The organism is Paracidovorax oryzae ATCC 19882, from assembly GCF_000687165.1.
Taxonomy (GTDB): Bacteria; Pseudomonadota; Gammaproteobacteria; order Burkholderiales; family Burkholderiaceae_C; genus Paracidovorax; species Paracidovorax oryzae.
Genome location: NZ_JMKU01000021.1, coordinates 84,888 through 109,397, shown reverse-complemented (window position 1 = coordinate 109,397; position 24,510 = coordinate 84,888). Strand labels below are relative to the sequence as shown.

Here is a 24,510-nt window from a genome sequence, read left to right as displayed (position 1 = left end):
TTTGCCCGGCCACTGGCTGCGTCCCCCTGGGGGGAAGCGCCGCAGGCGCACAGGGGGGCGATCATGTTTGATTGGATGGCCTGGACCACGCCTGTTGCGGTCTTCTTCGTTTGCATCGTGCTCATGCTCGCCGGCATGGCCGTGTGGGAGGTCAAGTCCCCCACCACCTTGCGCCGTGGCTTCCTGCCCATCGCCACCACGCGCGGCGACCGGCTCTTCATCGGCCTGCTCTCGGCCGCCTACATCAACCTGATCTTCGTGGGCCTGGGCGCGAAGTTCGCCGAGTGGTTCAAGCTCGAGCAGGAGCCTTCCGTCTGGATCAGCTTCGGGGTCTCCATGGCCGTGCTCGCGCTGATCCTGCGCAAGGGATAGGGACCGTTTCTGCCAGATCACTCGGCCAGCGCTTCCCGACCGAGCTGAGGTTATCCAAGGGAAGCTTCACAGGAGACAACGATGACATTGCGTTTTCACGCGGTAGCCTGCGCCGCCGCGGTCCTGGCCCTGGGCCAGGCCGCGTGGGCCGGCGAAGCCGAGGCCAAAAAGTGGATCGACAGCGAGTTCCAGCCCTCCACCCTGGGCAAGGACCAGCAGCTGGCCGAGATGAAGTGGTTCATCGAAGCGGCCAAGAAGCTCAAGGACAAGGGCGTCTCGGAAGTGTCCATCGTCTCCGAGACGATCACCACGCATGAATACGAGTCCAAGACGCTGACGAAAGCGTTCGAGGAGATCACCGGCATCAAGGTCAAGCACGACATCATCCAGGAGGGCGACGTCGTGGAGAAGCTGCAGACATCGATGCAGTCGGGCAAGTCCATCTACGACGGCTGGATCTCCGATTCCGACCTGATCGGCACGCACTACCGCTACGGCAAGATCATGGCCCTGTCCGACTACATGGCCGGTGCGGGCAAGGACTACACCAACCCGGGCCTGGACCTGAAGGATTTCATCGGCACCAGCTTCACCACGGCGCCGGACGGCAAGATGTACCAGTTGCCCGACCAGCAGTTCGCCAACCTCTACTGGTTCCGCGCCGACCTGTTCGACCGCAAGGACCTGAAGGACAAGTTCAAGGCCAAGTACGGCTACGAGCTGGGCGTGCCGCTCAACTGGAGCGCGTACGAAGACATCGCGGCCTTTTTCTCCAACGACGTCAAGACGCTGGACGGCAAGCCCATCTACGGCCATATGGACTACGGCAAGAAGGATCCGTCCCTGGGCTGGCGCTTCACCGACGCCTGGCTCTCCATGGCCGGTGCCGCCGACAAGGGCATCCCCAATGGCATGCCCGTCGATGAATGGGGCATCCGCGTGGCCGACGACAAATGCACGCCCGTGGGCGCATCCGTGTCGCGCGGCGGCGCCACCAATTCGCCGGCCGCCGTCTTCGCCCTTACCAAGTACATCGACTGGATGAAGGCCTATGCCCCCAAGGAAGCGCTGAGCATGACCTTCGGCGAGGCCGGCCCCGTGCCCGCCCAGGGCCAGATCGCACAGCAGATCTTCTGGTACACCGCCTTCACCGCCGACATGATCAAGCCCGGCCTGCCCGTGGTGAACGCCGACGGCACGCCGAAATGGCGCATGGCCCCCGGCCCCAACGGCCCCTACTGGAAGGACGGCATGCAGAACGGCTACCAGGACGTGGGCAGCTGGACCTTCTTCAAGGACCATGACCCCAACCGCGTCGCCGCCGCCTGGCTCTATGCGCAGTTCGTGACCAGCAAGACGGTCTCGCTGAAGAAGTCCATCACCGGCTTGACCTTCATCCGCGACAGCGACATCCGGCACGAATACTTCACCAGGAACGCCAACCGCTACGGCGGCCTCATCGAGTTCTACCGCAGCCCCGCGCGCGTGGCCTGGACCCCCACCGGCAACAACGTGCCCGACTACCCAAAGCTCGCGCAGCTCTGGTGGAAGAACGTCGCGGTCGCCGTCACCGGCGAGAAGACGCCCCAGGGCGCCATGGACAGCCTGGCCGGCGAGATGGACGACGTCATGGCCCGCCTGCAGCGCGCCGGCATGGCCCGCTGCGCGCCCAAGCTCAACCCGAAGAGCGACCCCGCCAAGTGGCTCAGCGACCAGCATGCGCCCTGGAAGAAGCTCGACAACGAGAAGCCGCAGGGCCGCACCATCGAGTACGACAAGCTGCTGGCCGCCTGGAGGGAAGGCCGGGTCCGCTGAACCTGCGGGGCGCACCTGCCAGGGGCCCTTGCGCCGCTGGCATCATCGCGCCATGAAACTGCACCTGCTGCGCTACTTCGCCGTGCTGGCCGAGGAGCTGCATTTCGGCCGCGCGGCAGAGCGGCTGGCGATCACCCAGCCGCCGCTCAGCTCGGGCATCAAGGCACTGGAGGACGAACTGGGCGTGAAGCTCTTCGACCGCAGCAGCAAGCACGTGGCGCTCACGCCTGCGGGCCAGGCCTACCTGGCCGAGGTGCGCGTGGTGCTGGACCGCGTGGCGCGGGCGGGCGACACGGCGCGGGCCGTCGCCGCGGGCCTGCGCGGGCGGCTGGACATCGGCTTCACCGGATCGATGGTCTACCGCGACATGCCGTCCATCGTGCGCGCCTTCGGCGAACGCGCGCCGGGCATCGAGGTCAACCTGCGCGAGATGTCCTCGGGCGAGCAGATCGAGGCGCTGCTGCACCGGCAGCTGCACGCCGGCTTCATCAACGCCAGCGTGGTGCCCGTGCCGCTGCGCAGCCTGCCGCTGGCGCAGGACCATTTCGTGGCCTGCCTGCCGCACGACCATGCGCTGGCCGGTGCGGCGCAGGTGGACCTGCGCGCCCTGGCCGAAGAAACCTTCGTGATGTTCGCGCGCGACGTCGCCCCGGCCAACCACGACAACGTGGTCGCCCTCTTCCACCGCGCCGGCATCCACCCGCACACCCGCCATGCAACGCGCCAGTGGCTGACCGTGGTCGCCCTGGTGGCCATGCGCATGGGCGTGGCGCTGGTGCCCGCCACGATGGCGCAGGCCGCCGTGCAGGGCGTGCGCTTCGTGCCCATCGCGCACCTGGAGCATCCCACGGTGGGGGTGCTCGCATGGCACGAGGCGGCACCGAACCCGGCATTGCAGACGTTTCTGGACGTGGCGGCGGCTGCCGTGCCGGGCCAGGCCGGTGGCCCTGGCTGAAGGCACGGGTTCGCACGACTGGTGTGCGCCGAGGCGGCGAACGCCGAGTGCCGCCCGCGTCCGGGGCCAGCCCTTCCGCTCCCGGCGCTACTTCGCCAGTGCGGGCGATTTGCGCAGTGCGACCGCCAATTGCGCAAGGGCCTCATTGCTCGCGCGCACCGCCGCGAGAGAGAAGTTGTCCTTGAACTCATCGAATTGGGCCATGCCGCGCCCCTCGACCTGTATGTTGTCCAGGGTCTTTCCCTGGGCGTCCTTCAATTGGCACTGGATCGCAACAGTGAACAGGGTAGGCGGCCAGGTGACCAGGCTCTCGGAATAGGATGTGGTGCGGATATCCGGAATGATCAGCAGCTGGATTCCGCTCTGGCGGATTTCCTCGGCATTCTGCGGATCGCGGACCTTTGCCACATCCCGGAACACCGTAGCAAGGGCTTTGTAGATTCCGGTTTCAAGATCACGGTATGGGAAGTACCGGACCTTGTCGCCCCCGCCTCCGGCAGTGGTCACCTCCACCTCGGCAGCGGATGCCGCGATGTAATAACCGGCCTTTTTGTCCAGGGGAACCTCTCCCGCGGCGGATTCCAACTTGGACAGATCGGGCGCCATGGAGATGGGATGGGCACAGCCGACCAGGGCCATGGCGAGGCTCGCGGCGGCTGCGAGCATTGCGACGCGCTTCATCATCGATCCTCAGCGCTTCTTCACGGCTGCGACGAAGTCGGGATCCGAAAACAGCTCTCCCAGCAATTGCTGCACCATCAGCGGATAGTTGTTGGCCGCCTGGGGAATGGCCACTCCGCCGGCGAAGGCGCCTTCCCACTCGCGGGTGATTTTCTTGGTCTTGTCGTAGCGCACGGTTGCACCGTCCTTGACGACGAACTGTGCTTCCAGCTGGCCGTCGTTCTTGCTGATGCCGCCGGCATTGATGTTGTTCTCGATGAGAGTGCCGGACACCTCGATGGTGGATGCCGGGTCATACAGCTTGGCCAGTTCGAGTTCCGACTTCAGCGCCGCCGCCAGGTAATCGCCGTAGTTCTTGCCGACGGGAGACACCATCGACGCGGCCCGCAAGCCGATGGACTCCGCATTCGGCATCCCGGCTTTCGGCGTGAACGCTCCCACCTTGGCAGTGGACAGGTCCATTTTCTTGAGCTTTTCCACGTTGCTGACGGACGGGGAATAGTTGGGAGCCGGGCCCGCGCATCCGACGAGGAAAATGCCGACGAGCGCCGCGGAAAGGGTAAGGAGTGAACGCTGGATTCCCATGGATTTCTCTTTTGAAATGTGTTTTGGCCGCTTCACTGTCGAGCAGCGGCGGGAATCATATATGAACCAAATTTACAAAAAGACACTCAAGCCAGCTCTTTCTACAATCGTGTCCATGCAGCCCCTCCACTACACCCGCGCCCAACAACTGCCTGGCATCCTGGCCGAACGCATCGCCATCCTCGACGGCGCCATGGGCACCATGATCCAGCGCTTCAAGCTGGGCGAGGCCCAGTACCGCGGCGAGGGCTACAGCGGCCCCGGTGGCGCGGGCGACCGGTTCAAGGATTTCCCGCGGGACGTGAAGGGCAACAACGAGCTGCTGTCGCTGACCCGGCCGGACGTGATCCGCGACATCCACGAGCGCTACCTGGCAGCGGGCGCCGACCTGATCGAGACCAACACCTTCGGCGCGACGACCATCGCGCAGGAGGACTACCACATGGCCGACCTGGCGCGCGAGATGAACCTCGCCTCGGCCAAGCTCGCGCGCGCCGCCTGCGACAAGTACTCCACGCCCGACAAGCCGCGCTTCGTGGCCGGCGCCCTGGGGCCCACGCCCAAGACGGCCAGCATCAGCCCCGACGTGAACGACCCCGGCGCGCGCAACGTCGATTTCGAGCAGCTGCGCGCGGCCTACTACGAGCAGACCGAGGCACTCGTCGAGGGCGGAGCCGACGTGCTGCTGGTGGAAACCATCTTCGACACGCTGAATGCCAAGGCCGCCCTTTTCGCCATCGACGAGTACTTCGAGGCGAGCGGCGAGCGCCTGCCGCTCATCATCAGCGGCACCGTCACCGATGCCTCCGGCCGCATCCTCTCGGGCCAGACCGTGACGGCCTTCTGGCACAGCGTGCGCCACTCGCGCCCGCTGGCCATCGGCCTCAACTGCGCCCTGGGCGCCACGCTGATGCGCCCGTACATCCAGGAGCTGAACCGGGTGGCGGAAGACACCTTCATCAGCTGCTACCCCAATGCCGGCCTGCCCAACCCGATGAGCGACACCGGCTTCGACGAGACGCCCGAGGTCACCAGCCGCCTGGTGCACGAGTTCGCGGCCGAAGGCCTGGTGAACATCGTGGGCGGCTGCTGCGGCACCACGCCGGACCACATCGCCGCCATCGGCCGCGCCGTGGCGCCCGTGCCCGCACGGCGGCTGTTCTACCCCGAAGCGGCCTGATCCCGCCCGGTCCGGCCCTCCGGCCTGGACCTCCGGGCCGGTGGATGGGCTGCTCTCCTACCGCCGGCTCATCCGTGGCACCGTAGGATGCGCACGTCTTCCACCCGCGGATCCCCCGTGCGCTCCCTGCGTATCCAACTCACCCTCTTCTGGACCCTGCTGCTGGGCGCCTGCGCCCTGGTGGCCGTGGTCCTCACGGTGCTCTACCAGTCGGGCTCCGGCGCGCAGGTGGCCGCCGGCCGCACCCGCGTGGCCCAGGCCTGCGCCGACGTCGCCGCACGCTACGCCCAGTCCGTGCCCGACGTGGCGGCCGACGCGCCGCGCGAGGACCTGCTGCGGGTGCTCCTGCACATGGTGCTGCTGGAGGCGCCGCGCGTCGAAGGCGGCGCCTGGAGCGCCAGCGGCGGCATGCTGGCCTATGCCTATCCCACCTACGAAGGCAGCGGCGTGAAAAGCGACGTGCCCTCCGCCGAGGAGCCCCTGATCGTGGAAATGGCGCGGCAGTCCAGCGCCGGGCGCCAGCCGCTGGTGAACCTGGTGCGCGGCAGCCGCGAGGTGCTCATCGTGGCGGCCTGCCCGCTGTCCGCGCACCCGGACACGGCCGTCTGGACCATGACCCGCGTGCATGCCGGCGCCATCGCCGCGCAGGACAGCCTGCGCGCGGGCATCGCCATCCTGGCCCTGCTGGTGGTGGTGTCGGGCGCCTGGCTCGGGTGGATGCTGCAGCGCGGCCTGCGGCAGGTGCAGCGCATGGAGGATGCGCTGGCGCAGGCCGGGGGCGACACCGTGCCCGTGCTGCAGCGCACCGGCATCCGCGAGCTCGACCGCATCGTGGATGGCTTCAACAGCTTCGGCACCCGGCTGCAGGAAGCGCGCGAGCGCCTGCGCGAAGCGCTCGCCCAGCAGCACCGCGACATGCGCCTCACGGCCCTGGGCCGCATGACGGCATCGGTGGCGCACGAGATCCGCAACCCCATCGCCGCCATGCGGCTGAAGGCCGACAACGCGCTGGCGGCGCCCCCTGCACGCCATGCCGACGCGCTGGCCGCCATCGGCACGCAGATCGACAGGCTGGAGGGCCTGGTGCAGAGCCTGCTGACCCTGGTGCAGCCCCTGCAGCTCGAACCCCACCCGGTGGACCTGCCCGCCTGGCTGCAGGAGCGTCTGGACACCGCCCGGGCCGCGGCCGGTGCCCGGGGCGTGCGCCTGACGCTGCGCGGCGATGCGCCGGCCACGGCCGTCTTCGACCCGGTGCACGCGGCACGTGCCATCGACAACCTGCTGGACAACGCCGTGCGCCATGCGCCGCAGGGAGGCGAGGCCGTGCTCTCGGCCCAGGTGGATGCCGCCCGTTCCCTGTGCGTGATCGCGGTGGAGGACGACGGCCCGGGCGTACCCGAGGCGTTGCGCGCCCAGCTCTTCGAGCCCTTCGCCACCGGCCGCACCGACGGCAACGGCCTGGGCCTGGCACTGGCGCGCGAGGTGGCGCTGGCGCACGGCGGCGACCTGCACTACGCGCCGCGCGAAGGCGGCGGCGCCCGCTTCCTCCTGGAGCTGCCATGGCACGCATCCTAGCCGTCGATGACGACGCGGCCTTCCGCGAATCGCTGGTCGAAACCCTGCAGGGCCTGGGGCACGAGGTGCACGAGGCCGCCAGCGGCGACGAAGCGCTGCAGCAGGCCGGGCGCCACCGCTACGCCGCCATTTTCCTGGACCACCGCATGCCCGGCATGGACGGGCTGCAAACCCTCGCCGCGCTCGCCGCCCGCGTGCCCGAACTGCCCCCGGTGGTGGTGCTCACGGCCTACGCCAGCGGCTCCGGCACCATCGAGGCGATGCGCCTGGGCGCCTTCGACCACCTGACCAAGCCGGTGGGCCGTGCCGCGGTGATCGAGGTGCTGGAGCGCGCCCTGCGCTCCCGCGCCGAGGCGGATGCCACCCCGCCCGCCCCCGCGGCGCGGGCCGGCGCGGACGAGGCGGACGGCGAACTCATCGGCGTGAGCGAGGCCATGCGCGAAGTCCACAAGCGCATCGGCCTGGCCGCCGCGAGCGAGGCGCCCGTGCTGGTGCAGGGCGAAACCGGCACGGGCAAGGAGCTGGTGGCGCGCGCGCTGCACCGGCACTCGGCCCGCAGCGCCGGCCCGTTCGTGGCGCTCAATTGCGCGGCCATTCCGAAGGAACTGCTGGAAAGCGAGCTGTTCGGCCATGTGAAGGGCGCCTTCACCGGCGCCGCCACCGATCGGCCCGGGTGCTTCCGCGCGGCCGACGGCGGCGTGCTGCTGCTCGACGAGATCGGCGACATGGCGCCGGACGTGCAGGCCAAGCTGCTGCGCGCGCTGCAGGAGGGCGAGGTCACGCCCCTGGGCAGCCACCGGCCGGTGAAGGTGGACGTGCGCGTGGTGGCCGCCACGCACCGCGACCTGGCCGCCGCCGTGCGCGAGGGGCGATTCCGCGAGGATCTGCGCTACCGGCTCGACGTGCTGCAGATCGCGCTGCCCCCGCTGCGCGAACGGCTGGCCGACATCGTGCCGCTCGCCGAGCATTTCCTGCGCCGCGCAGCGGCGCCGCAGCCGGCCAAGCGCCTGGCGCCGGACGCGGCGCGCGCCCTGCTCGCCCACGGCTGGCCGGGCAACGTGCGCGAACTGCGCAACGCCATGGAGCGCGTGCAGGCCCTGCAGCGCGGCCCCGTGGTGGGTGCGGCCGACCTCGACCTGGGCCCGCCCACGGGCCCGGCGGCAGCGTCCGGGCCCGCCGACGGCGCCCTGCCGCAGGACTGGCTCGACGTGCCGCTGCCCGAGGCCGTGGAACGGCTGGAGCGCCGGCTGATCGCCCACGCGCTCGAACAGGCCCGCGGCAACCGCTCGCTTGCCGCCCGGCGCCTGGGCATCCACCGCCAGCTGCTCTACAGCAAGCTGGCCCAGTACGGCATGGAATGAGACAGGTGGAGGCCCCGGCGATGTCGCGAATCCGGACAGATTGTCTTCACGACATCCATGCACCGGCAGTGAAAAGCAACGCAAGCCCTTGATTCATAAGGAATTCCATGCTGGCACGCCTCTTGAGATACCAGAGCTCCACAACCTGAAGGAGTTCTGCCATGCGACTCAACACCCTGACCCGCGCCGGCCTCGCCGCCCTCCTGCTCGCCTGTGCCGGAGCACAAGCCCAGCCCGCGCCCCCGGCCCCCGGCGACGTTCCGCCGCCCCCCGCGGCCGGCCAGCCGCCCGGCCCGATCGGCCAGCCTGCTGCCGTGGAGCAGGCCTCGCACAGCGGCGCCGTGCAGCGCTGGCTGCTCAACCCCAACGGCGAGGCCGACGGCCTGCTGCTGCAGGACGGCACGCAGGTGGCCTTCCCGCCGCACCTGTCCGATACCCTGACATCCTGGCTGCGCGCGGGTGATGCCGTGGACGTGGCCGGCTGGCACTATTCCGGCGTGCCCGTGCTGCGCATCGGCGCGATCAGCTCGCAGGGCCGCACCGTCCAGGACACGCCCCCGACCCCGGGCCAGATGCCCCCCGCCCCGCCGCAGCGCCCGGCCCTGGTCGAGCTGCAGACCGACGGGCGCGTGGCCGCCGTCCTGCTCAACACCCGCGGCGACGCCCACGGCCTGCTGCTCGACAACGGCGTGATCGTCCGTTTCCCGCCGCACGTGGCCGCCTCCATCGGCAACCTGCTGCAGACCGGCGCCACCGTGTCGGCCCGCGGCTGGGGTACGCGCAATGCACTGGGCACGGCACTGGAGGCCACGCAGCTGGGCTCCTCCGCCAGCACGCTGCAGGAAGTCTTCCGCGGCCCGGCCGGCGGCCCGCCGCGCATGCCCTGATCCCCTTTCCGTTCCCCCTCACCCACAGGAAACCCGTATGACCCAACCCCAGGAAACCGTGGAAGTCTGGTCCCTCGAGGGCCGCTTCCAGCACCTGCTCCACAGCCCGCGCGGCGAAGTGGAAGGCGTGCTCATCGACGTGGACGGCGTCCCCGCGCAGTTCACCTTCGGCAAGCATGACGAACGCGCAGTGCGCGCCGCCGAAGCCCTGAAGCCCGGCCAGTCCGTCGTGCTCGAAGGCAGCGTGGCGACGCCCCCGCGGCATGGCGAGGCCGCACACGAGGTCTATGTCTTCGAGCGGCTCGTGTCGATCGATGGCGAGCCCGCCGCGCCCGAAGAGGCCGTGCGCCGCGCCGAAGGCCGCGTGGCGCGCATCCACCACGCCCGCCACGGCGAGCCCAACGGCGTGGTGCTGGACACCGGCGACTTCATCCACCTGCGCCCCGACGGCTACGCGGCGCTGCAGCTGCAGCCCGGCGACGCGGTCGAGGCCACCGGTCCCGCCCGCCCGCTGCGCGGCGCGCAGGGCCATGTGATCGAGGCCCGCACCGTCAACGGCAAGACCCTCCCCGCCCAACCCCACCACGGGTGACACCATGACCACCGCCGCGCACCCCGCCATCGCAGACACCGCCCCCTCCCCGCTGTTCGGAGGCCCGGCCCCCGAGGAAAGACGGTCTGCCGGAGGGAACGCGCCGGTGGCCGCCGGGGCCTCCCTCACGGCCCTGGCCTGGATGGCGTTCTTCATGGCGGACGTGCGCGACGGGCTCGGTCCGTTCCTCGCCACCTACCTGCAGACCCAGCGCATCGACCAGACCATGATCGGCATCGTGATGTCGGCCGGCGGCCTGGCCGGCATGCTGGCCACGCCCCTGGCCGGCGCCTGGGCGGACCGCGTCCACGCCAAGCGGATGCTGGTCGCCATCGCCGCGGTGGCCATCCTGGCCGCGAGCGCGATCGCCTTCGGCACCCGGTCGCCGGGCATGCTGGTGCTGTCGCAGGTGCTCACCGGCGTGGCCGGCGCGCTGCTGGCCGCCGGGCTCGCGGCGCTCACGCTGGGCCTGGCGCGCAGCGGCGGCCTGCGCCACCAGACCGGCCGCAACGAGGCCTACAGCCATGCCGGCAACATCGTTTCCGCGCTGGGCGCGGCGGCCTTCGCGCACTGGCTGGGCGCGCCCTGGATGCTGGTCGTCATGACGGCCATGGCCGTGGGCGCCCTGGCCTGCCTGATGGCCATCCGCGACCGCGACATCGACCACGTGGCAGCCCGGGGCGGCGAGCCGGATCCGGAGGCCGCGCGCATGGACGCCGTACCGGCTGCCGCATCCGCCCGCGCCACGGCCGCTCCCGAAGGCTGGCGCGCCTTCCTGTCGCACCGCGCGCTCTGGCTTTTCGGGCTGGCGTGCGCGCTCTTCCACCTGGGCAACGCGGCCATGCTGCCGCTGCTCAACCAGCGGCTGGCGGCCACGGTACCCGACTCCGCGCCGCTGCTGTGGACCGGCATCGCCATCGTCGTCGCCCAGCTCACCATGGTGCCGGTGGCGCTGTGGGTGTCGCGCAGCCGCCGCCTCGACCTGCAGGTGTTCATCTACATCGCCATCCTGGCGCTGCCCGTGCGCGGCATCCTGGCCTGGGCGATTCCCGATGCCTGGGCCAACATTCCCGTGCAGATCCTCGACGGTCTCGCGGCCGGCGCCCTGGGCGTGGCCACCCCCCTGATGGTGGAGCGCTACGTGCGCGGCAGCGGCCGCTACAACACCGCCCTCGGGCTGGTCATGACCCTGCAGGGCGTCGGCGCCTCGCTGAGCCCGGCCATCGCCAACAGCGTGGTGGGAGCACAGGGGCACTTCGGGCTGGCCTTCGCCGTGCTCGCGGGCTGCGCGGTGCTGGCGCTGCCGGTTTTCTGGCTTGCGCAGCGGCAGGCCGCACTGCATCCCGCACCGCATTCCGCCTAGGGAAAACGGCGAAAGCAGCGGCGCGGGAGGGTGGCCTCCCCATCAGCGGGACCGCAGTCACGGTCGAGCCGCCCCATAATGGATGGGCCACCCGTCCATGGCAGCCCGATCCGAGAGGCCCGCATGCCCCCACCGCGCCGACCCCTGCGCAGACCCGTGCGCCTGTTCCCACCGCTCCTGGCGTCCGGCGCCCTGGCGGCGGCCCTGCTCGCCACCGGTCCTGCCCATGCCGCCGCGCCCCTGCCCGAGCCCGACACGCAGGTGCTGCACCTGGCCATCGACGGCCGCGAGGTGGACGTGGCGACCCAGGTCTTCCGCCCCGGCGGGCCCGGCCCCTTTCCCCTGGTGATCTTCTCGCACGGCCGCTCGGCCGATCCCGCCGTGCGTGCCGCCCTGCAATATCCCGTTCCCCTGGGCCACGTGGCCTACTGGCTGCGCCAGGGCGTGGCCGTGGTCGCGCCGATCCGGCCCGGCTATGGCGCCACCGGCGGCCCGGACCGCGAGAATTCCGGCGCCCGCTGGCCGGCCGGAGCCGCCGGCTGCACAGGCCTGCCCGACTATGCCCAGGTGGCGCAGCACGCCGCGGCCACCGTCCAGGCCGTGCACGGCTGGGCCCTGCAACAACCCTGGGTGCGGCGCGACCGCATCCTGCTCGAAGGCCAGTCGGTGGGCGGCATGGCCACCATCGCCGCGGCGGCGGGCCGCCTGCCCGGCGTGGTCGGCGCGGTCAACTTCTCCGGCGGCGCGGGCGGCAAGCCCGACACCGCCCCCGGCCACAGCTGCCGGCCCGACGTGCTCACCGGGCTGTACCGCCAGCTGGGCACGCAGGTGCGCGTGCCCACCCTGTGGCTGTATGCCCAGAACGACCAGTACTGGGGCCCGGACATGCCGCGCCAGTGGTTCGGCGCCTTCCGCGAAGGCGGCGACGATGCGCAGTTCATCGCGGCCCCCGCGCTGGAAGGTGCGGACGGGCACAACCTGCTGCGGGTGGGAGGCCGCTACTGGCGGGACCCGCTGAACGGATTCGTCGCGAAAACCGGACTGCTGGCGCCCTGACACCTGCGGGCACGCCGGGGCCTGCGCATGGCTGGCGGCGATGCGGATACCCCACACCCGCCGCACTACAAAAAGTCTCTTTTGTTGCGTTTCGCATTATTCTGGGTCACGTAACGACCATCCCCACCGGAAGCCTGCCATGGACGCACCGAAACGACGCCGCCATCTCTCCCCCAGCGCCCAGCAGGCCCTGCAGGCCATCGGCTGCCGGGCGGACGGCCTGCTGCTCGCCATCTGCGTCCTCGGCGCGGTCGTCGCGCTGTGGCTCGGTTTCATGTACGGCCGGCCCGGCACCGCCGCCCTCTGGGGCGGCGGCCTGCTGGCGCTGGCCGCATGGGCCTATCTGGCGGTGCGCGGCAGCCTGCTGAGCCGGCTGGCGCTCGTGACCGCCGGCATCGGCATGGTGGCGCTGCACATCCAGCTCAGCCTGGGCGCCACGGAGATGCATTTCGGCGTCTTCGTCTTTCTGGCCTTCGTGCTGGCCTACCGCGACTGGCGGCCCGTCGTCTTCGCGGCAGTGCTGATCGCCGTGCACCATATCGCGTTCGACCGCCTGCAACTGGCCGGGGGCCCGGTGTACTGCCTCACCGAGCCCGACTTCGGGCGCATCCTGGTGCACGCCGCGTTCGTGGTCGTGCAGACCGCCGTGGAAGTGGCCATCACCTTCCGCACCCGCGCCGATGCGATCGAATCGGCGGAACTCCAGTACCTGTGCCGCCCCCAGCAGGACGGCCAGCTGTCGCTGGACGTGCGCGACGTGCCGGTGAACAGCACCGCGGCCCGGGCCCTGCAGGCCGCGTTGCTGCGGCTCAACGGGGTGGTGACCGATGTCCACCAGGCCGCGGCGGGCCTGGCAGCAGCGGCGGGCGAGATCGCCACGGGCAACCGCGACCTCAGCCAGCGCACCGAGCGCACCGCGTCCCACCTGCAGGACGCAGCGGCATCGATGGGCCAGCTGGACGGCGCCGTCCAGCACAGTGTGCAGGAGGCCGTGGCGGCCCGCCGGCTGACGCAGGAAGCCACCCAGGTGGCCGAGCACTGCGGCAGCGTGGTGACCGAGGTCGTCGCCACCGTGCAGGACATCCACTCCAGCGCCGGCCGCATTGCCGACATCGTGGGCGTGATCGACGGCATCGCCTTCCAGACGAACATCCTGGCGCTGAACGCCGCGGTGGAGGCGGCCCGCGCCGGCGAACAGGGCCGGGGTTTCGCGGTGGTGGCGAGCGAGGTGCGTTCGCTGGCCGGTCGCAGCGCCGAAGCCGCCCGCGAAGTCCGCACGCTGATCGCCGCCTCCGTGGAAAAAGCCGAGCGCGGCAGCCGGCTGGCGACGGATGCCGGCGAACACATGCAGAACGTGGTGGATTGCGCACGCCGGGCCTCCGAGGTGGTGGGCGCCATCAGCACGTCGGTCGAAGGGCAATCGGGCGAACTGGGCCGCGTCAACGCCTCGGTGACCGAACTCGACCACATGACCCAGCAGAACGCGGCGCTGGTGGAGCAATCCTCGGCCGCCGCGGCCAGCCTGCTGGAGCAGGTCGGCCGGCTCAGGAGCGTGGTGGACGGCTTCCAGTTCCAGCCCGAGCGCCTGCTCGCTTCAGCGCGCTGAATCCACGCCGTCGAACTGCAGGAACACCTTGCCCTGCTCGATGCGCACGGGGTAGGTGCGCAGACCCTGCGTGAGCGGCGCGCACAGCGCGCTGCCGTCGCGCACGTCGAAGCGGCCCTGGTGCAGCGGGCACTCGATCTCGTGCCCCTCCAGGAAGCCGTCGCACAGCCGGGCGTTGCCGTGGGTGCAGAGGTTGTCGGTGGCGAACACCTCGCCCTCCACCGAATACAGGGCCACGTCGCGGCCTGCGACGGTCACGCCGATCACATCGTCCTGCGGCACCTCGTCCAGCGCGGCGGCCTCGGTCCATCCGGTATCGATAGCGGTCATGGTGTGTCTCCTCGGATCAGATGGGATAGATGATGGAATTCAGGATCATTTCGCTGTCGTAGATGCATTCCTTGCGGGCGAAGCGCAGCCCTTCGGGCGTGCGCACCACCACGTCGAGGTAGCGGCCCACGTTGAACACGGTGGAGGGCTCCGACAGCTTGGTGCGGAACACGGCGTAGTTCGCCTCGCACTCCCAGCGGCCCTCGCCGGCCGCGCGCACGCGCGGCGCGCCGATCACGTGGCGCTGGTAGTAGGGGTCGTGGAACAGCGTCTCGCGGATGCCGTAGACGCGGTCCTTCAGCATGCCCTGGCTGTCGAACGAGAGCGTGGCCAGCGGCAGGCCGCGCTCGTGGTTCTCGCGCGGCTGCAGGCGATAGACGCAGTCTTCGGTGAAGAAGCCGGGCCAGCGGTCCCAGTCGGCGGCGTCCAGCGCCGATGCGTAATCGGCATAGAGCTGCTGCAGCGCAAAGAAATCGGCGAAGTCGATGGCGGGCATGCCGGTGGTGGCAGTGGTGGTCGTCGTCGTGCTCATGGTCTCAGTCCTCCTTCTCCATCACGCCGCGCCAGTATTCGTACATGCCGCGGATCAGCGTCTCGGTCACCATGTGGTCGGTGTCGCCCACCTCGTGGCCGCCCAGCTCCACCAGCGCGCGGTGGAACGGCTTCTGCTCGAAGCCCTGCTGCGAGAACTCGATCACCTCGCCGTCGTCGGCCGACACGAAGCCCGCCGGGCCGAACAGGTTGGACTGGCGCAGGCGGCGCTCGGTCATCTCGTCGGTGTCGTCCTCGTAGCCGAAATGCGTCCACACGAAATCGAAGGCATCGTGGCCCACGGGCTGGATGTGGCGCGTGGAGACGCTGTTGACCTGCTGCTGCAGGATCACGCTCGGGAACAGCGTGGTCATCACCGCCGTGGGGCCGCCCCACCAGGGCTCGGGCACGATGTCGAGAAAGCGCGGGTCTTCCAGCTGCATGCCGGCCTTGAAGCTGGAAACATTCGACACGTCCGATGCCTGCTTCTTGGCCTCGCCGCGCGTGGACACCATGGCCGCATGGCGGTGGCGCGCGTCCATCTTCAGCTCCGACTTGTTGTCCGCCCGCCAGAGGCCGAAGGTGACGAACCAGGTGTGCAGCAGGCCGGGGTGGTACGGGTCCTTGATGTTTTCCTGCATCAGCTTCCAGTTGCCCGGAATGCGCTGGCGGTTGTAGCCGAGGATCTTCAGCTTGCGGCCGTTGAACATGCGGTCGAAATAGCCCAGGATCACCGGGCCCATGAAGTCTTCCAGCGACTCCACGTCATGGTCGAACGAGGCGAACACCACGCCGCCGCGCACCGCCACCTTGAGCCGCGTAAGGCTGTGCTCCTCCAGCTTGAAGTCCGCCGGCATGCCGCCGTGGACCTTGCCGTCCTGCTTCACGCCTCGCCGGAAGGGCACGCCCTGCAGCGCGCCGTCGAGCTTGTAGTTCCACTGGTGGTAGGGGCAGACGAACTCCTTGCGGTTGCCGTGCCGCTCGCGGCAAAAACGCATGCCGCGGTGCGCGCAGACGTTCTCCACCACATGCAGCTGCATGTCCTCGCCGCGCGTGAGGATCACCGAGCGCTCGCCGATCGCCGTGCGCTTGAAGTCGCCGGGGTTGGGCACCTCGGCTTCCAGGCCCACGTAGCACCAGTGGCCGCGGTAGAAAAACCGCTCCAGCTCGCGGCGGTAGATCTCTTCGCTGGTATAGGCCGCGAAGGGCACGCGGTGGGTGCCGGGGGTTTCCCAGACGGGCTGCAATGGAAAGACGGGGTGGGGCGAACTGCTCATGTCGTTGTCTCCTGGTGAGGGTTGTTCAGTCAATGCACGGCGCGTCACGATCGAAAGGCCGCGGAGCAGGCCATGCCAGCGGACGCCGCGGAACGGGCTTGGCCCGGCCGCTGGCGTCGTCCCCCTGGAAGGGGGAAGCGGCGCAGCCGCTCAGGGGGTACCCGCATAAAACGCGTCGGCGTAGAGGTGCTCGGGCGCGATGCCGCGCTGGCGCGCCAGCAGCGACACGGCCTCCACCATCGGCGGCGATCCGCACAGGTAGGCACGCCAGCCTTCCAGCGAAGGCCAGTCCTGCGCGATGGCATCGGTGACCAGGCCCGTGCGCTGCCCTGGCCCCGCATCGGCCGCAGCCACCACGGCATGCACCTGCAATTGCGGATGCCGCTGCTGCAAATCGGCCAGCCACTGCAGGCCATAGACATCGCGCGCCGAACGCGCGCCGGCATAGACGTGGATGGGGTTGGGCATGCCGGCCTCCAGCGCGCCGCGCACGATGGACAGGATCGGCGCCAGCCCCGTGCCGCCCGCCACGCAGAGCATGGGCCCTTCGTACTTGCGGCGCAGATAGGCCGACCCCAGCGGCCCGCTCACGCGCACCGCGTCGCCCACGGCCAGCACGTTGGCGACGTGGGTGGACACCAGCCCGCCTTCGACCAGGCGCACATGGAATTCGAGTTCGCCGTCGTGCGGCAGCCCGGCCATGGAATAGGGCCGCACCAGGCCCGGGCCGAACTGCAGCTGCGCGTACTGCCCCGGCGAGAAATCCAGCGGTTTGGCGGGCTTGAGGAGCACGCGGCGGATGTCGTGCGTGAGCGTTTCCACGGCCGTCACCGTGGCCTTGAGCGTGCGGGCGGTGTGGACGACGACCTCGTCGGGCTCGGGAATCTCGATGGTGCAGGACTCGCTCAGCACCGTCTGGCATGCCATCACGTACTGCGCCTCGCCATCGCCGCCCAGCGGCGGCATGCGCAGCGCCTGGCCGGAATCCAGCACCTCGCCCGCGATCACCTTGCAGCGGCAGGTGCCGCAGCGCCCGGCCATGCAGCTGTACGACACGGGAATCTGGTGCTCGCGCAGCACTTCCAGCAGATTGGCGCCGGGCGCCACAGGCAACACGCGGCCCAGCGGCTCGATATGCAATTCCATCGGGGACTGTCTCCAGGTTTTCGTTATGGGCCCGATCATTCCCGCGATCCATTCATCAGCCAATAGAATGGCATGAATACACAGCATCACCTAGATGAATAAAGGTCTGCCATGGAGCTGGAAGAGATCGACCTGAACCTGCTGGTGGTCTTCCAGCAGCTGCTGGTCACGCGCAAGGTGTCGCAGGCCGCCGAGAACCTGGGCCTGACGCAGCCGGCCGTCAGCAATTCCCTGGCGCGGCTGCGGCGCCTGCTGGGCGACGAACTCTTTCTGCGCACCGCCCAGGGCATGCAGCCCACGCCCTATGCCGACCAGCTGGCCGAGTCGGTGTCGTATGCGCTGGCCATGATCCACGGCGCCCTGAACCACAAGCTGGGGTTCGACCCCGCCACCAGCCGGCGCGTGTTCAAGGTGGGCATGACGGACATCGGCGAGATCTACTTTCTGCCGCGCCTGCTGGAGCGCCTGGCCCAGGTGGCGCCCGGCGTGCGCCTGGCCACCGTGCGCAATTCAGCGACCGATCTGAAGGACGCCATGGAGGCCGGCAAGGTGGACCTGGCCGTGGGCCTGCTGCCGCAGCTCAAAGCCGGCTTCTTCCAGCGCCGCCTCTTCCGCCAGCCCTATGTGTGCCTGTTCCGCCAGGACCACCCGCTGCACAAGCGCCGCCGCATCGGGCTGGACGATTTCGCGAAGGCGCAGCACGTGGTCGTCGTCTCCGAAGGCACGGGCCACGGCAAGGTGGACGAACTGCTGGAGCGCATGGGCGTGGCCCGCGACGTGCGCCTCACGGTGCCGCATTTCGTCGCCATCGGCCACATCCTGCAGGCCACCCAGATGGTCGCCACCGTGCCCGAGAAAATGGCCCAGAGCATGGCCGAGCCCTTCGGCCTGGCGTATGCGCCCCACCCCGCCAAATTGCCGCAGGTGGCGATCAATCTGTTCTGGCACACCAAGTACCACCGGGATCCGGGGAACCAGTGGCTGCGGGGGGTGATGGTGGAGATGTTTGCGGAGGGGGAGTGAGGGGCACGGCGGCACCGCCGTTTCGGTCATCGGGATTCAGGAGCTATTGGGGCGCTACTTTTTCCATGAAGCATGGGCGCGTATCAATGTCGCCTGTAGGCTGGCAGCAGACACTTGCATAGATAACCGACTGACTGCCGACGTCGGAAGCGGTCGCGCAACTGCGCGTGCAACGAGTACTCGCTGCACGCGACAAGTGCTCGATCTCACCTAAGGGGTGCGGCGCCGAAGCCCCAGCTAACGTCACGCAGTGGTCGGGAGTACGAGCGCCTCTCGCCAAGCCTCACTCCTCACGTGATCGAAGTGCGACCTAGAAAACCACGAAGCGGACTATCCATCAGCAGAGTTCTTGCTACCTAAGGAAGGTCTGCATAAACCGTCCCACGCCATGCTTGGCATCGACGTGAAGCCCTGAGACGATACGGCACATGAAGCAGCACAGCCTGGGCTTGGGAATGACGGCGAAGCGAACGCGGCGGCGGGAGTTTCTGGATGAGATGGAGAAGGTGGTACCGTGGGCCGAACTGGTGTCCCTGGTGTCGCCGTACCTGCCCGACGGCAAGCGGGGCCGCCCGCCGTTCCCGTGCGAGACCATGCTGCGCATTCACTTCATGCAGCAGTGGTTCGCTCTGAGCGACCCGGCCATGGAGGAAGCGCTGCACGACATGCCGGTGTTCCGCGAGTTCGCAGGGCTCGGAGGCTGGGATGAGCGGCTGCCCGACGAGAGCACGATTCTGCGGTTCCGGCACGTGCTGGAGAGGCACAAGCTGGCGGTGCAGATCCTGCAGACCGTCAACGATCTGCTCAGCGCCAAGGGCGTGATGCTCAAGAGCGGCACGGTGGTGGACGCCACCTTGATCGCAGCGCCCAGCTCGACCAAGAACAGCAGCGGCGAGCGCGACCCGGAGATGAAGCAAAGCCGCAAGGGGCAGCAGTGGTACTTTGGGATGAAGTGCCATATCGGAGTGGACGCCGACTCGGGTCTGGTGCATACCGTGCGCGGCACCAGCGGCGCGGTCAATGATGTGATCGAGGCCAACAGCCTGGTGCGGGGCAGCGACCACGATGCCTATGCCGACGCTGGCTACCAAGGCGCCGGCAAGCGGCCTGATGCCAGGCGCGACGTGACGTGGCACATCGCCATGCGGCCGGGCAAACGTCGCCTGCTGGATCCGGCCAAACCGATCGAAGCCTTGACCCGGCAACTCGAGCGCGTGAAAGCGGGCATCCGCGCGCGGGTCGAACACCCGTTCCGAGTGCTCAAGCGCCAGTTCGGGCATGCCAAGGTGCGCTACCGAGGGCTGGCCAAGAACACGGCACAACTGCACACGCTGTTTGCGCTAGCCAATCTCTGGCTGGTGCGGCGCAAATTGCTGGCTGCCATGGCATGAGTGCGCCCGCGGTTCGCCAAGCAGGCCACCTCGGCTGTAATCCGCAGCCGCGGACGCCTGAAGTGGGGTGAAACAGGCCTTTGCCGCGTTGCAGATCGATAGGTTCAGACGTCAGCACGCTTATGTGTGTGTTGTGCAGACTTTCCCTAACTCAGGTCTATCATCAACTTTTTTGGAGGGGGCGTATGTCTCAAGTTGCGGCGGAAGATATTGTTCAATTGGCTACGAGCATCGACTTTAACGAGGCAGATACTCGTTTTCAGATCATTGATAGGCTCCTGAGGGAGGTGCTTGGTTGGCCAACTCAAGCGTTCCGCATGGAACAATCCACGCTAGAGGGATTCGCCGACTATCACCTTCTTCGGCCAAACGGCAAGCCGGCACTAATAGTGGAGGCAAAGCGAACTGGGGTCTACTTCGATCTCCCTGCAAACTTCAATCACAAGAAACCATTTCGCGCGGTCAAAACACGCACCCTACTAACGGCAGAGGCTTTGAAACGCGCAATCATACAAGCACAGCGGTACTGCGCCGATGAGGGGTGCGAATACGGCGCCGTCACCAATGGCGCACAGTTTGTTCTTTTCAAGGCATTTCAGCGGGGAAAGGCGTGGCGAGACCTTACGGCACTAGTTGTATCCGACATTGTTTGGTTCGCGACTAACTACACAGAAGCAGTCAGGTTACTCGGCTATTCCTCAGTAATTGAGCGCCAGAGTCTCCTAGAAGCGTTTGAAGGAAACAATCCAGACAGCCGTGAAGTCTTCTTTCCGAAAGAGCGGATTGTCTCTTTCAACCAGACGATCAATGCAAATGCCTTGGCGAGACACATTCGAGGCATTGTTCAACGATACTTCGGACCGATAGATGTGGAAGACCCCGAGTTTGTTGATAAATGCTACGTCTTCGAGCGGGCTCACGATAAAAATGTGCGCGGAATTCGCACACTGATTCGAGATTCGGTGTCGCCCTTTATGGAGACGTATGGGGTTGCAGATACAGAGGATGCAGAATCTGGCGGAGTCTTTGCCAACCGTTTAGCGAAGGCCGTCCGAAAGGAAGATAAGGGAGATGTTGTAATTCTCTTTGGGGGCAAGGGGTCCGGCAAGTCAACTTTCATAAAAAAGGTTCTCATGTATAAGCCTCCTCAATATCTAAAGAAGCACTCAACTCCTGTCATCATTGACTTGCTGTCGGCCCCTAAGGATCCGCGTTCTGTTCGCGAGCACCTCTGGCGTGCGTTGATTACAAAGCTTGATACCGAGCAGTTGCTCGTCGCCGACCGGGACGCATTGATCCGGCTCTTTGATGACCGCTTCCAGGTCGCCAAGCGGCAAGAGCTTACAGGGTTGTTTGAAGACTCAGAGGCGTACAACCTTAAGCTAAATGCACTTCTTGCTGCTTGGAAGGCGGATGAAAAGTATGTGGCCGCACGTCTTGTGATGTGGCATAAAAAGCATCATCGCGGCGCAATTATTGCGGTCGATAACACCGACCAATTGGAGAACGAGCTTCAGGACTACGCTTTTTCCCTTGCGGCGGAAATTAGCGAGGAGCTTGGCTGTGTCGTGCTAATAACAATGCGAGAGGAACGCTTCTACGCTTCTAAGATCCGGGGCATGCTGGATGCGTACCAGAATAGCGCTTTTCACATTAGTTCACCAACTCCGGATGAGGTTTTCAGTCGTCGAATTCAGTATGTCCTGGAGTTGATAGCAAAAAGTTCTATCGAGATAGAGGAAGGCTTCCTAGAAGATGTGCTCGCATTCTTCCGGGTATTCCGCGCAGACTTTCAACGCGATCCCCCATCACCACTAAACCAGTTTGTAACTGCGTCCGCTCATGGCAACATTAGACTGGCCCTTGATCTTTTCGGTGACTTGATCCTTTCTGGATATACAAACGCGACAGAGATGGCCCAATCACGATCTGGATGGGTGATCCTGATTCACCAAGTAATCAAACCTCTCCTTACTCCTACACGCCTCTTCTATGATGAAAAGCTCAGCAAAATTCCAAATCTGTTCCAAATCAGAACAAGCGAAGGGGGTTCGCACTTCACGGGACTTCGCATACTGAAGCGGCTTTCAATTGCACAGGATCCTTTATCGCCGTCGTTTGTTTCGATGACCGATTTGCGCGGTTTCTTCTCTGAGACCTTTGGCGCTGACGCGGACTTTCGGCATTGGATAGACCGCCTGCTGGCTTCGAACTTGGTAGAGGCCTCAACGAGACACGACGCCTTTTCTGAAGATATCGATGCGTTGAAAATCACTTCGTTCGGACAGTTCGCTCTGACAGACCTGTACAAGGCATTTACCTACTGCGACCTTGTCTGTACAGACTGCGGCATGAGATCGGAGAGCCACGCTAACGGTCTGGTAACGATCGCCAACACAGAGGTTCAGTTATTTAATGAGCGGCGTCGATTTGAGCGAGTAAAGCTTCGGCTAGAAAAGATGGACCTTTTCGTTAGCTATCTTGCGCAAGAAGAGGATCGAGAGGTTGCCTACTTCTCGTTAGGCAGCGAGTATGAGTTTGTGTCCGACCTAGTCAAGAGCTGGGAGATCGAAAAGCCTCGGGTCTTGCAGAGCGCAAGCCGGAATAAGTAGGGCAAAGATTGCTTCACCGTTGGTGCGCCACCGTCCGAATGACTGTTCTCGGCGCGTTGGCGTGCGTTCAGAGACGGGGGCGGTTGACAGCTACCGCTGCAAAACAGTCATCGCAGCCCCATCCACAGCAATGAACCCCGCACACCGCGTCCCTTAACAGCACCCACGACCCAGAAAGCAAAAAGGCGTATCGGAGCCTCCTCCGATACGCCTTTGCCCAATGTCTCAGCCAAGGCCGAAGCTAACCCCGCCCCAGACTAACCGCTACCGCCCAACTCTACTCCCCCCGAAAAACAATATCCAGCGACACCAGCGCATCCCCGCTCCCCCGGGCCAGGCAACGGAAGCGGCGCACGGCGGAGCGCACGGTGCGGTAGTACTCGCTGGGGCCGGCCACCGGGTTCACCTCCACCACGGCGCCGTCCCGCACGCGGAATTCCACCTTCACGGTGCCGGTGATGCCCACGCGCTCGTAGGCGCCGGCCAGGCTGGACTGCAGCGACTGCTGGTAGCCGGGGCAGGCCACGCCAGCCTCCAGCCGGCCGCGAGGAGCCGGGTGGGGCCGCAGCGCTGTGGGAGTTCAAAACCGATAACTCACCCCCGCCGTCACCACCAACGGATCCAGCCGCACCCTCGCATGCGCCGGCGCCCCGCCCAGCGCCGGCAGCGTGCCCGTCGCGGTCGTCTTGAGCCAGATCTTCTTCGCATCGACGAAGAAGCTCCAGCGCGGGTCGATCGGCACCTCGAAGCCGGCCTGCAGCACCGGGCCCACGCCGTTCTTGACGTGAAGGTTCGACACGAAGCCATCGCGGGATTCGAGCACCAGGGTGTAGTTGATGCCCGCGCCGATGTAGGGGCGCACGGGGCCGTCTTCCCACAGGTGGCGGCGCACGGAGAGCACGGCGGGGCCGTATTTCACCTTGCCGAGCGTGCCGGCGCCGGCCAGGGTGCCGGTGCCCTTGAGGGCGGTGGTGGGGGGCAGGCCCAGGGCGATTTCGGCGCTCCAGCCCGGGTGGAAGTCGTAGATGGCGCCGAAGCCGAGGCTGTTGTTGGCGTCGGCCTTGGCATCGGCGCCGGGCACCCGCTGGCCGCCGGCACGCACTTCGGCCGAGGTGCTGAAGCCGATGTGCGCGGGGCCGGCATAGATGCGCCAGGGCGACTTCGGGGCCGCGTCGGGCGCCTGGGTCTGCGCCTGCGCCTGCGCGGGCAGCGCGGCAGCGAGGCTGGCGAAAGCGGCGGCTGTGGCAAAGGCCGCACGGGCAGACCGTGAAAGGAACGGGCGCGCGGCGGCGAGGGTGTTGCGGTGTGCAGTGGCTTGCATGGCGTTGTCTCCTGGCTGTCTGGGTGTGTGCTGTTGTGACCGCAGGTCAATCCCGCCCCGCGCGCTCGATGCCGCGCGCGAAGCCTTCGGGGTCGGTGAACAGCGCCTCGTGGCTGCCGCCCGCCTCCACGTAGCGGAACAGCCCCAGCCGCTCCGACAGGCGCGGGTGCCAGGGCAGGCTTTGCGGCAGCGCGGTGTCTTCGCGGCAGTTCAGGTACGACTTGCCCAGCGCCAGCGCGGCGGTGGGCTGCGAGAGGGTGATGGGGTCGGTCAGGCAGCGCAGCGGCTGCGGGTGCAGCAGCGCATAGGTGGTGCGCGCCAGCTCCGCATCGGCATCGTTGATGAAGGATTCGCGCCAGACCTCGTAGGGCAGCTGCACCCCGCCGCCGTTGGCGGCAGCAATGCTTTCGAACATGGCGCGGTAATAGGGCGGCGCCATGTCGGCCAGGGATTCGCCGGGCAGCGGCACGAAGGCGTTCACGTACACCAGCCGCCGGATGCGCCCGGGCACGCGGTCGGCCGCGCCGGAGAGCAGCATGCCGCCGTAGCTGTGGCCGACGAGGCGCACGTCTTTCAGGTCGTTCGATTCGAGGAACTGCACCAGCCCGTCGATCGCGTCCTGCAGGCCCAGCGGGGCCGTGCCGTCACCGGGACGGTTGCCCGGCAGCGTGGGGCAGTGCACGGTATGGCCGCGCGCGCGCAGGTACTTCGCCGTCGCCGCCAGGGTCTCGCCGGTATGCCAGGCGCCGTGGACCAGTACGTAGGTGTCCGCCATGTCGTTGTCTCCTTGTGTGGTGGGAGACCCATGGTGGCCCGGCGGTGGGGCCGCGGATGGCCGCTGCGTGCCAGGC

Annotated in this window: 23 protein-coding genes; 14 read left to right on the top strand and 9 right to left on the bottom strand. The window is 67.4% G+C overall.

All coding sequences use genetic code 11. From position 1 onward, the window contains the following. Positions 1 to 63: 63 nt before the first annotated feature. From T336_RS0116890 to T336_RS0116880, 3 genes are all read left to right on the top strand, one after another. Positions 64 to 372, top strand: coding sequence for a DUF2160 domain-containing protein (locus T336_RS0116890; protein ID WP_026433449.1), 309 nt, complete (start codon positions 64 to 66; stop codon positions 370 to 372). 81 nt (positions 373 to 453) lie between these two features. Further along, a complete protein-coding gene (locus T336_RS0116885; protein WP_026433448.1) occupies positions 454 to 2,187 on the top strand; it encodes an ABC transporter substrate-binding protein in 1,734 nt (577 codons plus the stop codon). 52 nt (positions 2,188 to 2,239) lie between these two features. Next, a complete protein-coding gene (locus tag T336_RS0116880) occupies positions 2,240 to 3,142 on the top strand; it encodes a LysR family transcriptional regulator (RefSeq protein WP_026433447.1) in 903 nt (300 codons plus the stop codon). Positions 3,143 to 3,229: 87 nt separating this feature from the next. On the opposite strand, the gene T336_RS0116875 is transcribed toward T336_RS0116880, so the two are convergent. Together T336_RS0116875 and T336_RS0116870 are read right to left on the bottom strand one after the other, a co-directional pair. Then, entirely contained in the window at positions 3,230 to 3,823 is a 594-nt protein-coding gene (locus T336_RS0116875; protein ID WP_026433446.1) for a hypothetical protein, read from the bottom strand. Between the two features lie 9 nt (positions 3,824 to 3,832). Continuing rightward, entirely contained in the window at positions 3,833 to 4,408 is a 576-nt protein-coding gene (locus T336_RS0116870) for a hypothetical protein (protein WP_026433445.1), read from the bottom strand. 115 nt (positions 4,409 to 4,523) lie between these two features. Between T336_RS0116870 and T336_RS0116865 the strand changes: the two genes are divergently transcribed. From T336_RS0116865 to T336_RS0116830, 8 genes are all read left to right on the top strand, one after another. Continuing rightward, entirely contained in the window at positions 4,524 to 5,588 is a 1,065-nt protein-coding gene (locus T336_RS0116865) for a homocysteine S-methyltransferase family protein (RefSeq protein WP_026433444.1), read from the top strand. Positions 5,589 to 5,675: 87 nt separating this feature from the next. After that, positions 5,676 to 7,163: a sensor histidine kinase gene (locus T336_RS0116860; RefSeq protein WP_035226334.1), complete on the top strand. Its 1,488-nt coding sequence runs from the start codon at positions 5,676 to 5,678 to the stop codon at positions 7,161 to 7,163. Next, positions 7,148 to 8,524, top strand: coding sequence for a sigma-54-dependent transcriptional regulator (locus T336_RS0116855; protein ID WP_026433442.1), 1,377 nt, complete (start codon positions 7,148 to 7,150; stop codon positions 8,522 to 8,524). Before T336_RS0116860 ends, T336_RS0116855 begins: the two co-directional genes overlap by 16 nt. A gap of 161 nt (positions 8,525 to 8,685) precedes the next feature. After that, on the top strand, positions 8,686 to 9,411 hold the full coding sequence (locus tag T336_RS25335) for a hypothetical protein (protein ID WP_051647276.1): 726 nt from the start codon (positions 8,686 to 8,688) through the stop codon (positions 9,409 to 9,411). A gap of 37 nt (positions 9,412 to 9,448) precedes the next feature. Continuing rightward, a complete protein-coding gene (locus T336_RS0116845) occupies positions 9,449 to 10,003 on the top strand; it encodes a hypothetical protein (RefSeq protein WP_026433441.1) in 555 nt (184 codons plus the stop codon). 4 nt (positions 10,004 to 10,007) lie between these two features. Then, positions 10,008 to 11,366, top strand: a complete 1,359-nt coding sequence (locus T336_RS0116840) for an MFS transporter (RefSeq protein ID WP_026433440.1) — start codon at positions 10,008 to 10,010, stop codon at positions 11,364 to 11,366. A gap of 123 nt (positions 11,367 to 11,489) precedes the next feature. Then, positions 11,490 to 12,422 carry a dienelactone hydrolase family protein gene (locus tag T336_RS0116835; protein ID WP_026433439.1) on the top strand — a complete coding sequence of 311 codons (933 nt, stop codon included), beginning with the start codon at positions 11,490 to 11,492 and terminating at the stop codon, positions 12,420 to 12,422. A gap of 139 nt (positions 12,423 to 12,561) precedes the next feature. Beyond that, complete coding sequence (locus T336_RS0116830) at positions 12,562 to 14,028, top strand: methyl-accepting chemotaxis protein (protein WP_026433438.1); 1,467 nt, start codon at positions 12,562 to 12,564, stop codon at positions 14,026 to 14,028. Here T336_RS0116830 and T336_RS0116825 read toward each other — a convergent pair. From T336_RS0116825 to T336_RS0116810, 4 genes are all read right to left on the bottom strand, one after another. Continuing rightward, positions 14,017 to 14,358, bottom strand: a complete 342-nt coding sequence (locus T336_RS0116825; RefSeq protein WP_026433437.1) for a non-heme iron oxygenase ferredoxin subunit — start codon at positions 14,356 to 14,358, stop codon at positions 14,017 to 14,019. The two genes, T336_RS0116830 and T336_RS0116825, sit on opposite strands and share 12 nt — an antisense overlap. A 16-nt stretch (positions 14,359 to 14,374) precedes the next feature. Continuing rightward, positions 14,375 to 14,890, bottom strand: coding sequence for an aromatic-ring-hydroxylating dioxygenase subunit beta (locus T336_RS0116820; protein WP_051647274.1), 516 nt, complete (start codon positions 14,888 to 14,890; stop codon positions 14,375 to 14,377). A 4-nt stretch (positions 14,891 to 14,894) separates the two neighbouring features. Next, positions 14,895 to 16,166, bottom strand: coding sequence for an aromatic ring-hydroxylating dioxygenase subunit alpha (locus tag T336_RS0116815; protein WP_026433435.1), 1,272 nt, complete (start codon positions 16,164 to 16,166; stop codon positions 14,895 to 14,897). A gap of 150 nt (positions 16,167 to 16,316) precedes the next feature. Further along, positions 16,317 to 17,312 carry a 2Fe-2S iron-sulfur cluster-binding protein gene (locus T336_RS0116810; RefSeq protein WP_026433434.1) on the bottom strand — a complete coding sequence of 332 codons (996 nt, stop codon included), beginning with the start codon at positions 17,310 to 17,312 and terminating at the stop codon, positions 16,317 to 16,319. A gap of 111 nt (positions 17,313 to 17,423) precedes the next feature. Between T336_RS0116810 and T336_RS0116805 the strand changes: the two genes are divergently transcribed. The 3 genes from T336_RS0116805 to T336_RS26745 all read left to right on the top strand — a co-directional run bounded on the left by T336_RS0116805 (position 17,424) and on the right by T336_RS26745 (position 22,338). After that, positions 17,424 to 18,335: a LysR family transcriptional regulator gene (locus T336_RS0116805; protein ID WP_026433433.1), complete on the top strand. Its 912-nt coding sequence runs from the start codon at positions 17,424 to 17,426 to the stop codon at positions 18,333 to 18,335. 428 nt (positions 18,336 to 18,763) lie between these two features. After that, complete coding sequence (locus T336_RS0116800) at positions 18,764 to 19,726, top strand: IS5 family transposase (protein WP_026433432.1); 963 nt, start codon at positions 18,764 to 18,766, stop codon at positions 19,724 to 19,726. A gap of 185 nt (positions 19,727 to 19,911) precedes the next feature. Then, entirely contained in the window at positions 19,912 to 22,338 is a 2,427-nt protein-coding gene (locus T336_RS26745; protein WP_156957880.1) for a hypothetical protein, read from the top strand. A 277-nt stretch (positions 22,339 to 22,615) separates the two neighbouring features. Here T336_RS26745 and T336_RS0116790 read toward each other — a convergent pair whose 3' ends face one another. From T336_RS0116790 to T336_RS0116780, 3 genes are read right to left on the bottom strand one after another with little or no spacing between them, the layout of a single operon-like run. After that, positions 22,616 to 22,864: a hypothetical protein gene (locus T336_RS0116790; protein WP_026433430.1), complete on the bottom strand. Its 249-nt coding sequence runs from the start codon at positions 22,862 to 22,864 to the stop codon at positions 22,616 to 22,618. A gap of 54 nt (positions 22,865 to 22,918) precedes the next feature. Further along, positions 22,919 to 23,659, bottom strand: a complete 741-nt coding sequence (locus T336_RS0116785; protein ID WP_084151451.1) for an OmpW/AlkL family protein — start codon at positions 23,657 to 23,659, stop codon at positions 22,919 to 22,921. Positions 23,660 to 23,705: 46 nt separating this feature from the next. Beyond that, positions 23,706 to 24,434 carry an alpha/beta fold hydrolase gene (locus T336_RS0116780; protein WP_026433428.1) on the bottom strand — a complete coding sequence of 243 codons (729 nt, stop codon included), beginning with the start codon at positions 24,432 to 24,434 and terminating at the stop codon, positions 23,706 to 23,708. Between the last annotated feature and the right edge of the window lie 76 nt (positions 24,435 to 24,510).

Excerpts from the sequence above, each read along its gene's own strand:
- T336_RS0116890 (WP_026433449.1), top strand. The coding sequence starts at position 64 with ATGTTTGATTGGATGGCCTGGACCACGCCTGTTGCGGTCTTCTTCGTT.
- T336_RS0116885 (WP_026433448.1), top strand. The coding sequence starts at position 454 with ATGACATTGCGTTTTCACGCGGTAGCCTGCGCCGCCGCGGTCCTGGCC.
- T336_RS0116880 (WP_026433447.1), top strand. The coding sequence starts at position 2,240 with ATGAAACTGCACCTGCTGCGCTACTTCGCCGTGCTGGCCGAGGAGCTG.
- T336_RS0116875 (WP_026433446.1), bottom strand. The coding sequence starts at position 3,823 with ATGAAGCGCGTCGCAATGCTCGCAGCCGCCGCGAGCCTCGCCATGGCC.
- T336_RS0116870 (WP_026433445.1), bottom strand. The coding sequence starts at position 4,408 with ATGGGAATCCAGCGTTCACTCCTTACCCTTTCCGCGGCGCTCGTCGGC.
- T336_RS0116865 (WP_026433444.1), top strand. The coding sequence starts at position 4,524 with ATGCAGCCCCTCCACTACACCCGCGCCCAACAACTGCCTGGCATCCTG.
- T336_RS0116860 (WP_035226334.1), top strand. The coding sequence starts at position 5,676 with ATGCGCACGTCTTCCACCCGCGGATCCCCCGTGCGCTCCCTGCGTATC.
- T336_RS0116855 (WP_026433442.1), top strand. The coding sequence starts at position 7,148 with ATGGCACGCATCCTAGCCGTCGATGACGACGCGGCCTTCCGCGAATCG.
- T336_RS25335 (WP_051647276.1), top strand. The coding sequence starts at position 8,686 with ATGCGACTCAACACCCTGACCCGCGCCGGCCTCGCCGCCCTCCTGCTC.
- T336_RS0116845 (WP_026433441.1), top strand. The coding sequence starts at position 9,449 with ATGACCCAACCCCAGGAAACCGTGGAAGTCTGGTCCCTCGAGGGCCGC.
- T336_RS0116840 (WP_026433440.1), top strand. The coding sequence starts at position 10,008 with ATGACCACCGCCGCGCACCCCGCCATCGCAGACACCGCCCCCTCCCCG.
- T336_RS0116835 (WP_026433439.1), top strand. The coding sequence starts at position 11,490 with ATGCCCCCACCGCGCCGACCCCTGCGCAGACCCGTGCGCCTGTTCCCA.
- T336_RS0116830 (WP_026433438.1), top strand. The coding sequence starts at position 12,562 with ATGGACGCACCGAAACGACGCCGCCATCTCTCCCCCAGCGCCCAGCAG.
- T336_RS0116825 (WP_026433437.1), bottom strand. The coding sequence starts at position 14,358 with ATGACCGCTATCGATACCGGATGGACCGAGGCCGCCGCGCTGGACGAG.
- T336_RS0116820 (WP_051647274.1), bottom strand. The coding sequence starts at position 14,890 with ATGAGCACGACGACGACCACCACTGCCACCACCGGCATGCCCGCCATC.
- T336_RS0116815 (WP_026433435.1), bottom strand. The coding sequence starts at position 16,166 with ATGAGCAGTTCGCCCCACCCCGTCTTTCCATTGCAGCCCGTCTGGGAA.
- T336_RS0116810 (WP_026433434.1), bottom strand. The coding sequence starts at position 17,312 with ATGGAATTGCATATCGAGCCGCTGGGCCGCGTGTTGCCTGTGGCGCCC.
- T336_RS0116805 (WP_026433433.1), top strand. The coding sequence starts at position 17,424 with ATGGAGCTGGAAGAGATCGACCTGAACCTGCTGGTGGTCTTCCAGCAG.
- T336_RS0116800 (WP_026433432.1), top strand. The coding sequence starts at position 18,764 with ATGAAGCAGCACAGCCTGGGCTTGGGAATGACGGCGAAGCGAACGCGG.
- T336_RS26745 (WP_156957880.1), top strand. The coding sequence starts at position 19,912 with ATGTCTCAAGTTGCGGCGGAAGATATTGTTCAATTGGCTACGAGCATC.
- T336_RS0116785 (WP_084151451.1), bottom strand. The coding sequence starts at position 23,659 with ATGCAAGCCACTGCACACCGCAACACCCTCGCCGCCGCGCGCCCGTTC.
- T336_RS0116780 (WP_026433428.1), bottom strand. The coding sequence starts at position 24,434 with ATGGCGGACACCTACGTACTGGTCCACGGCGCCTGGCATACCGGCGAG.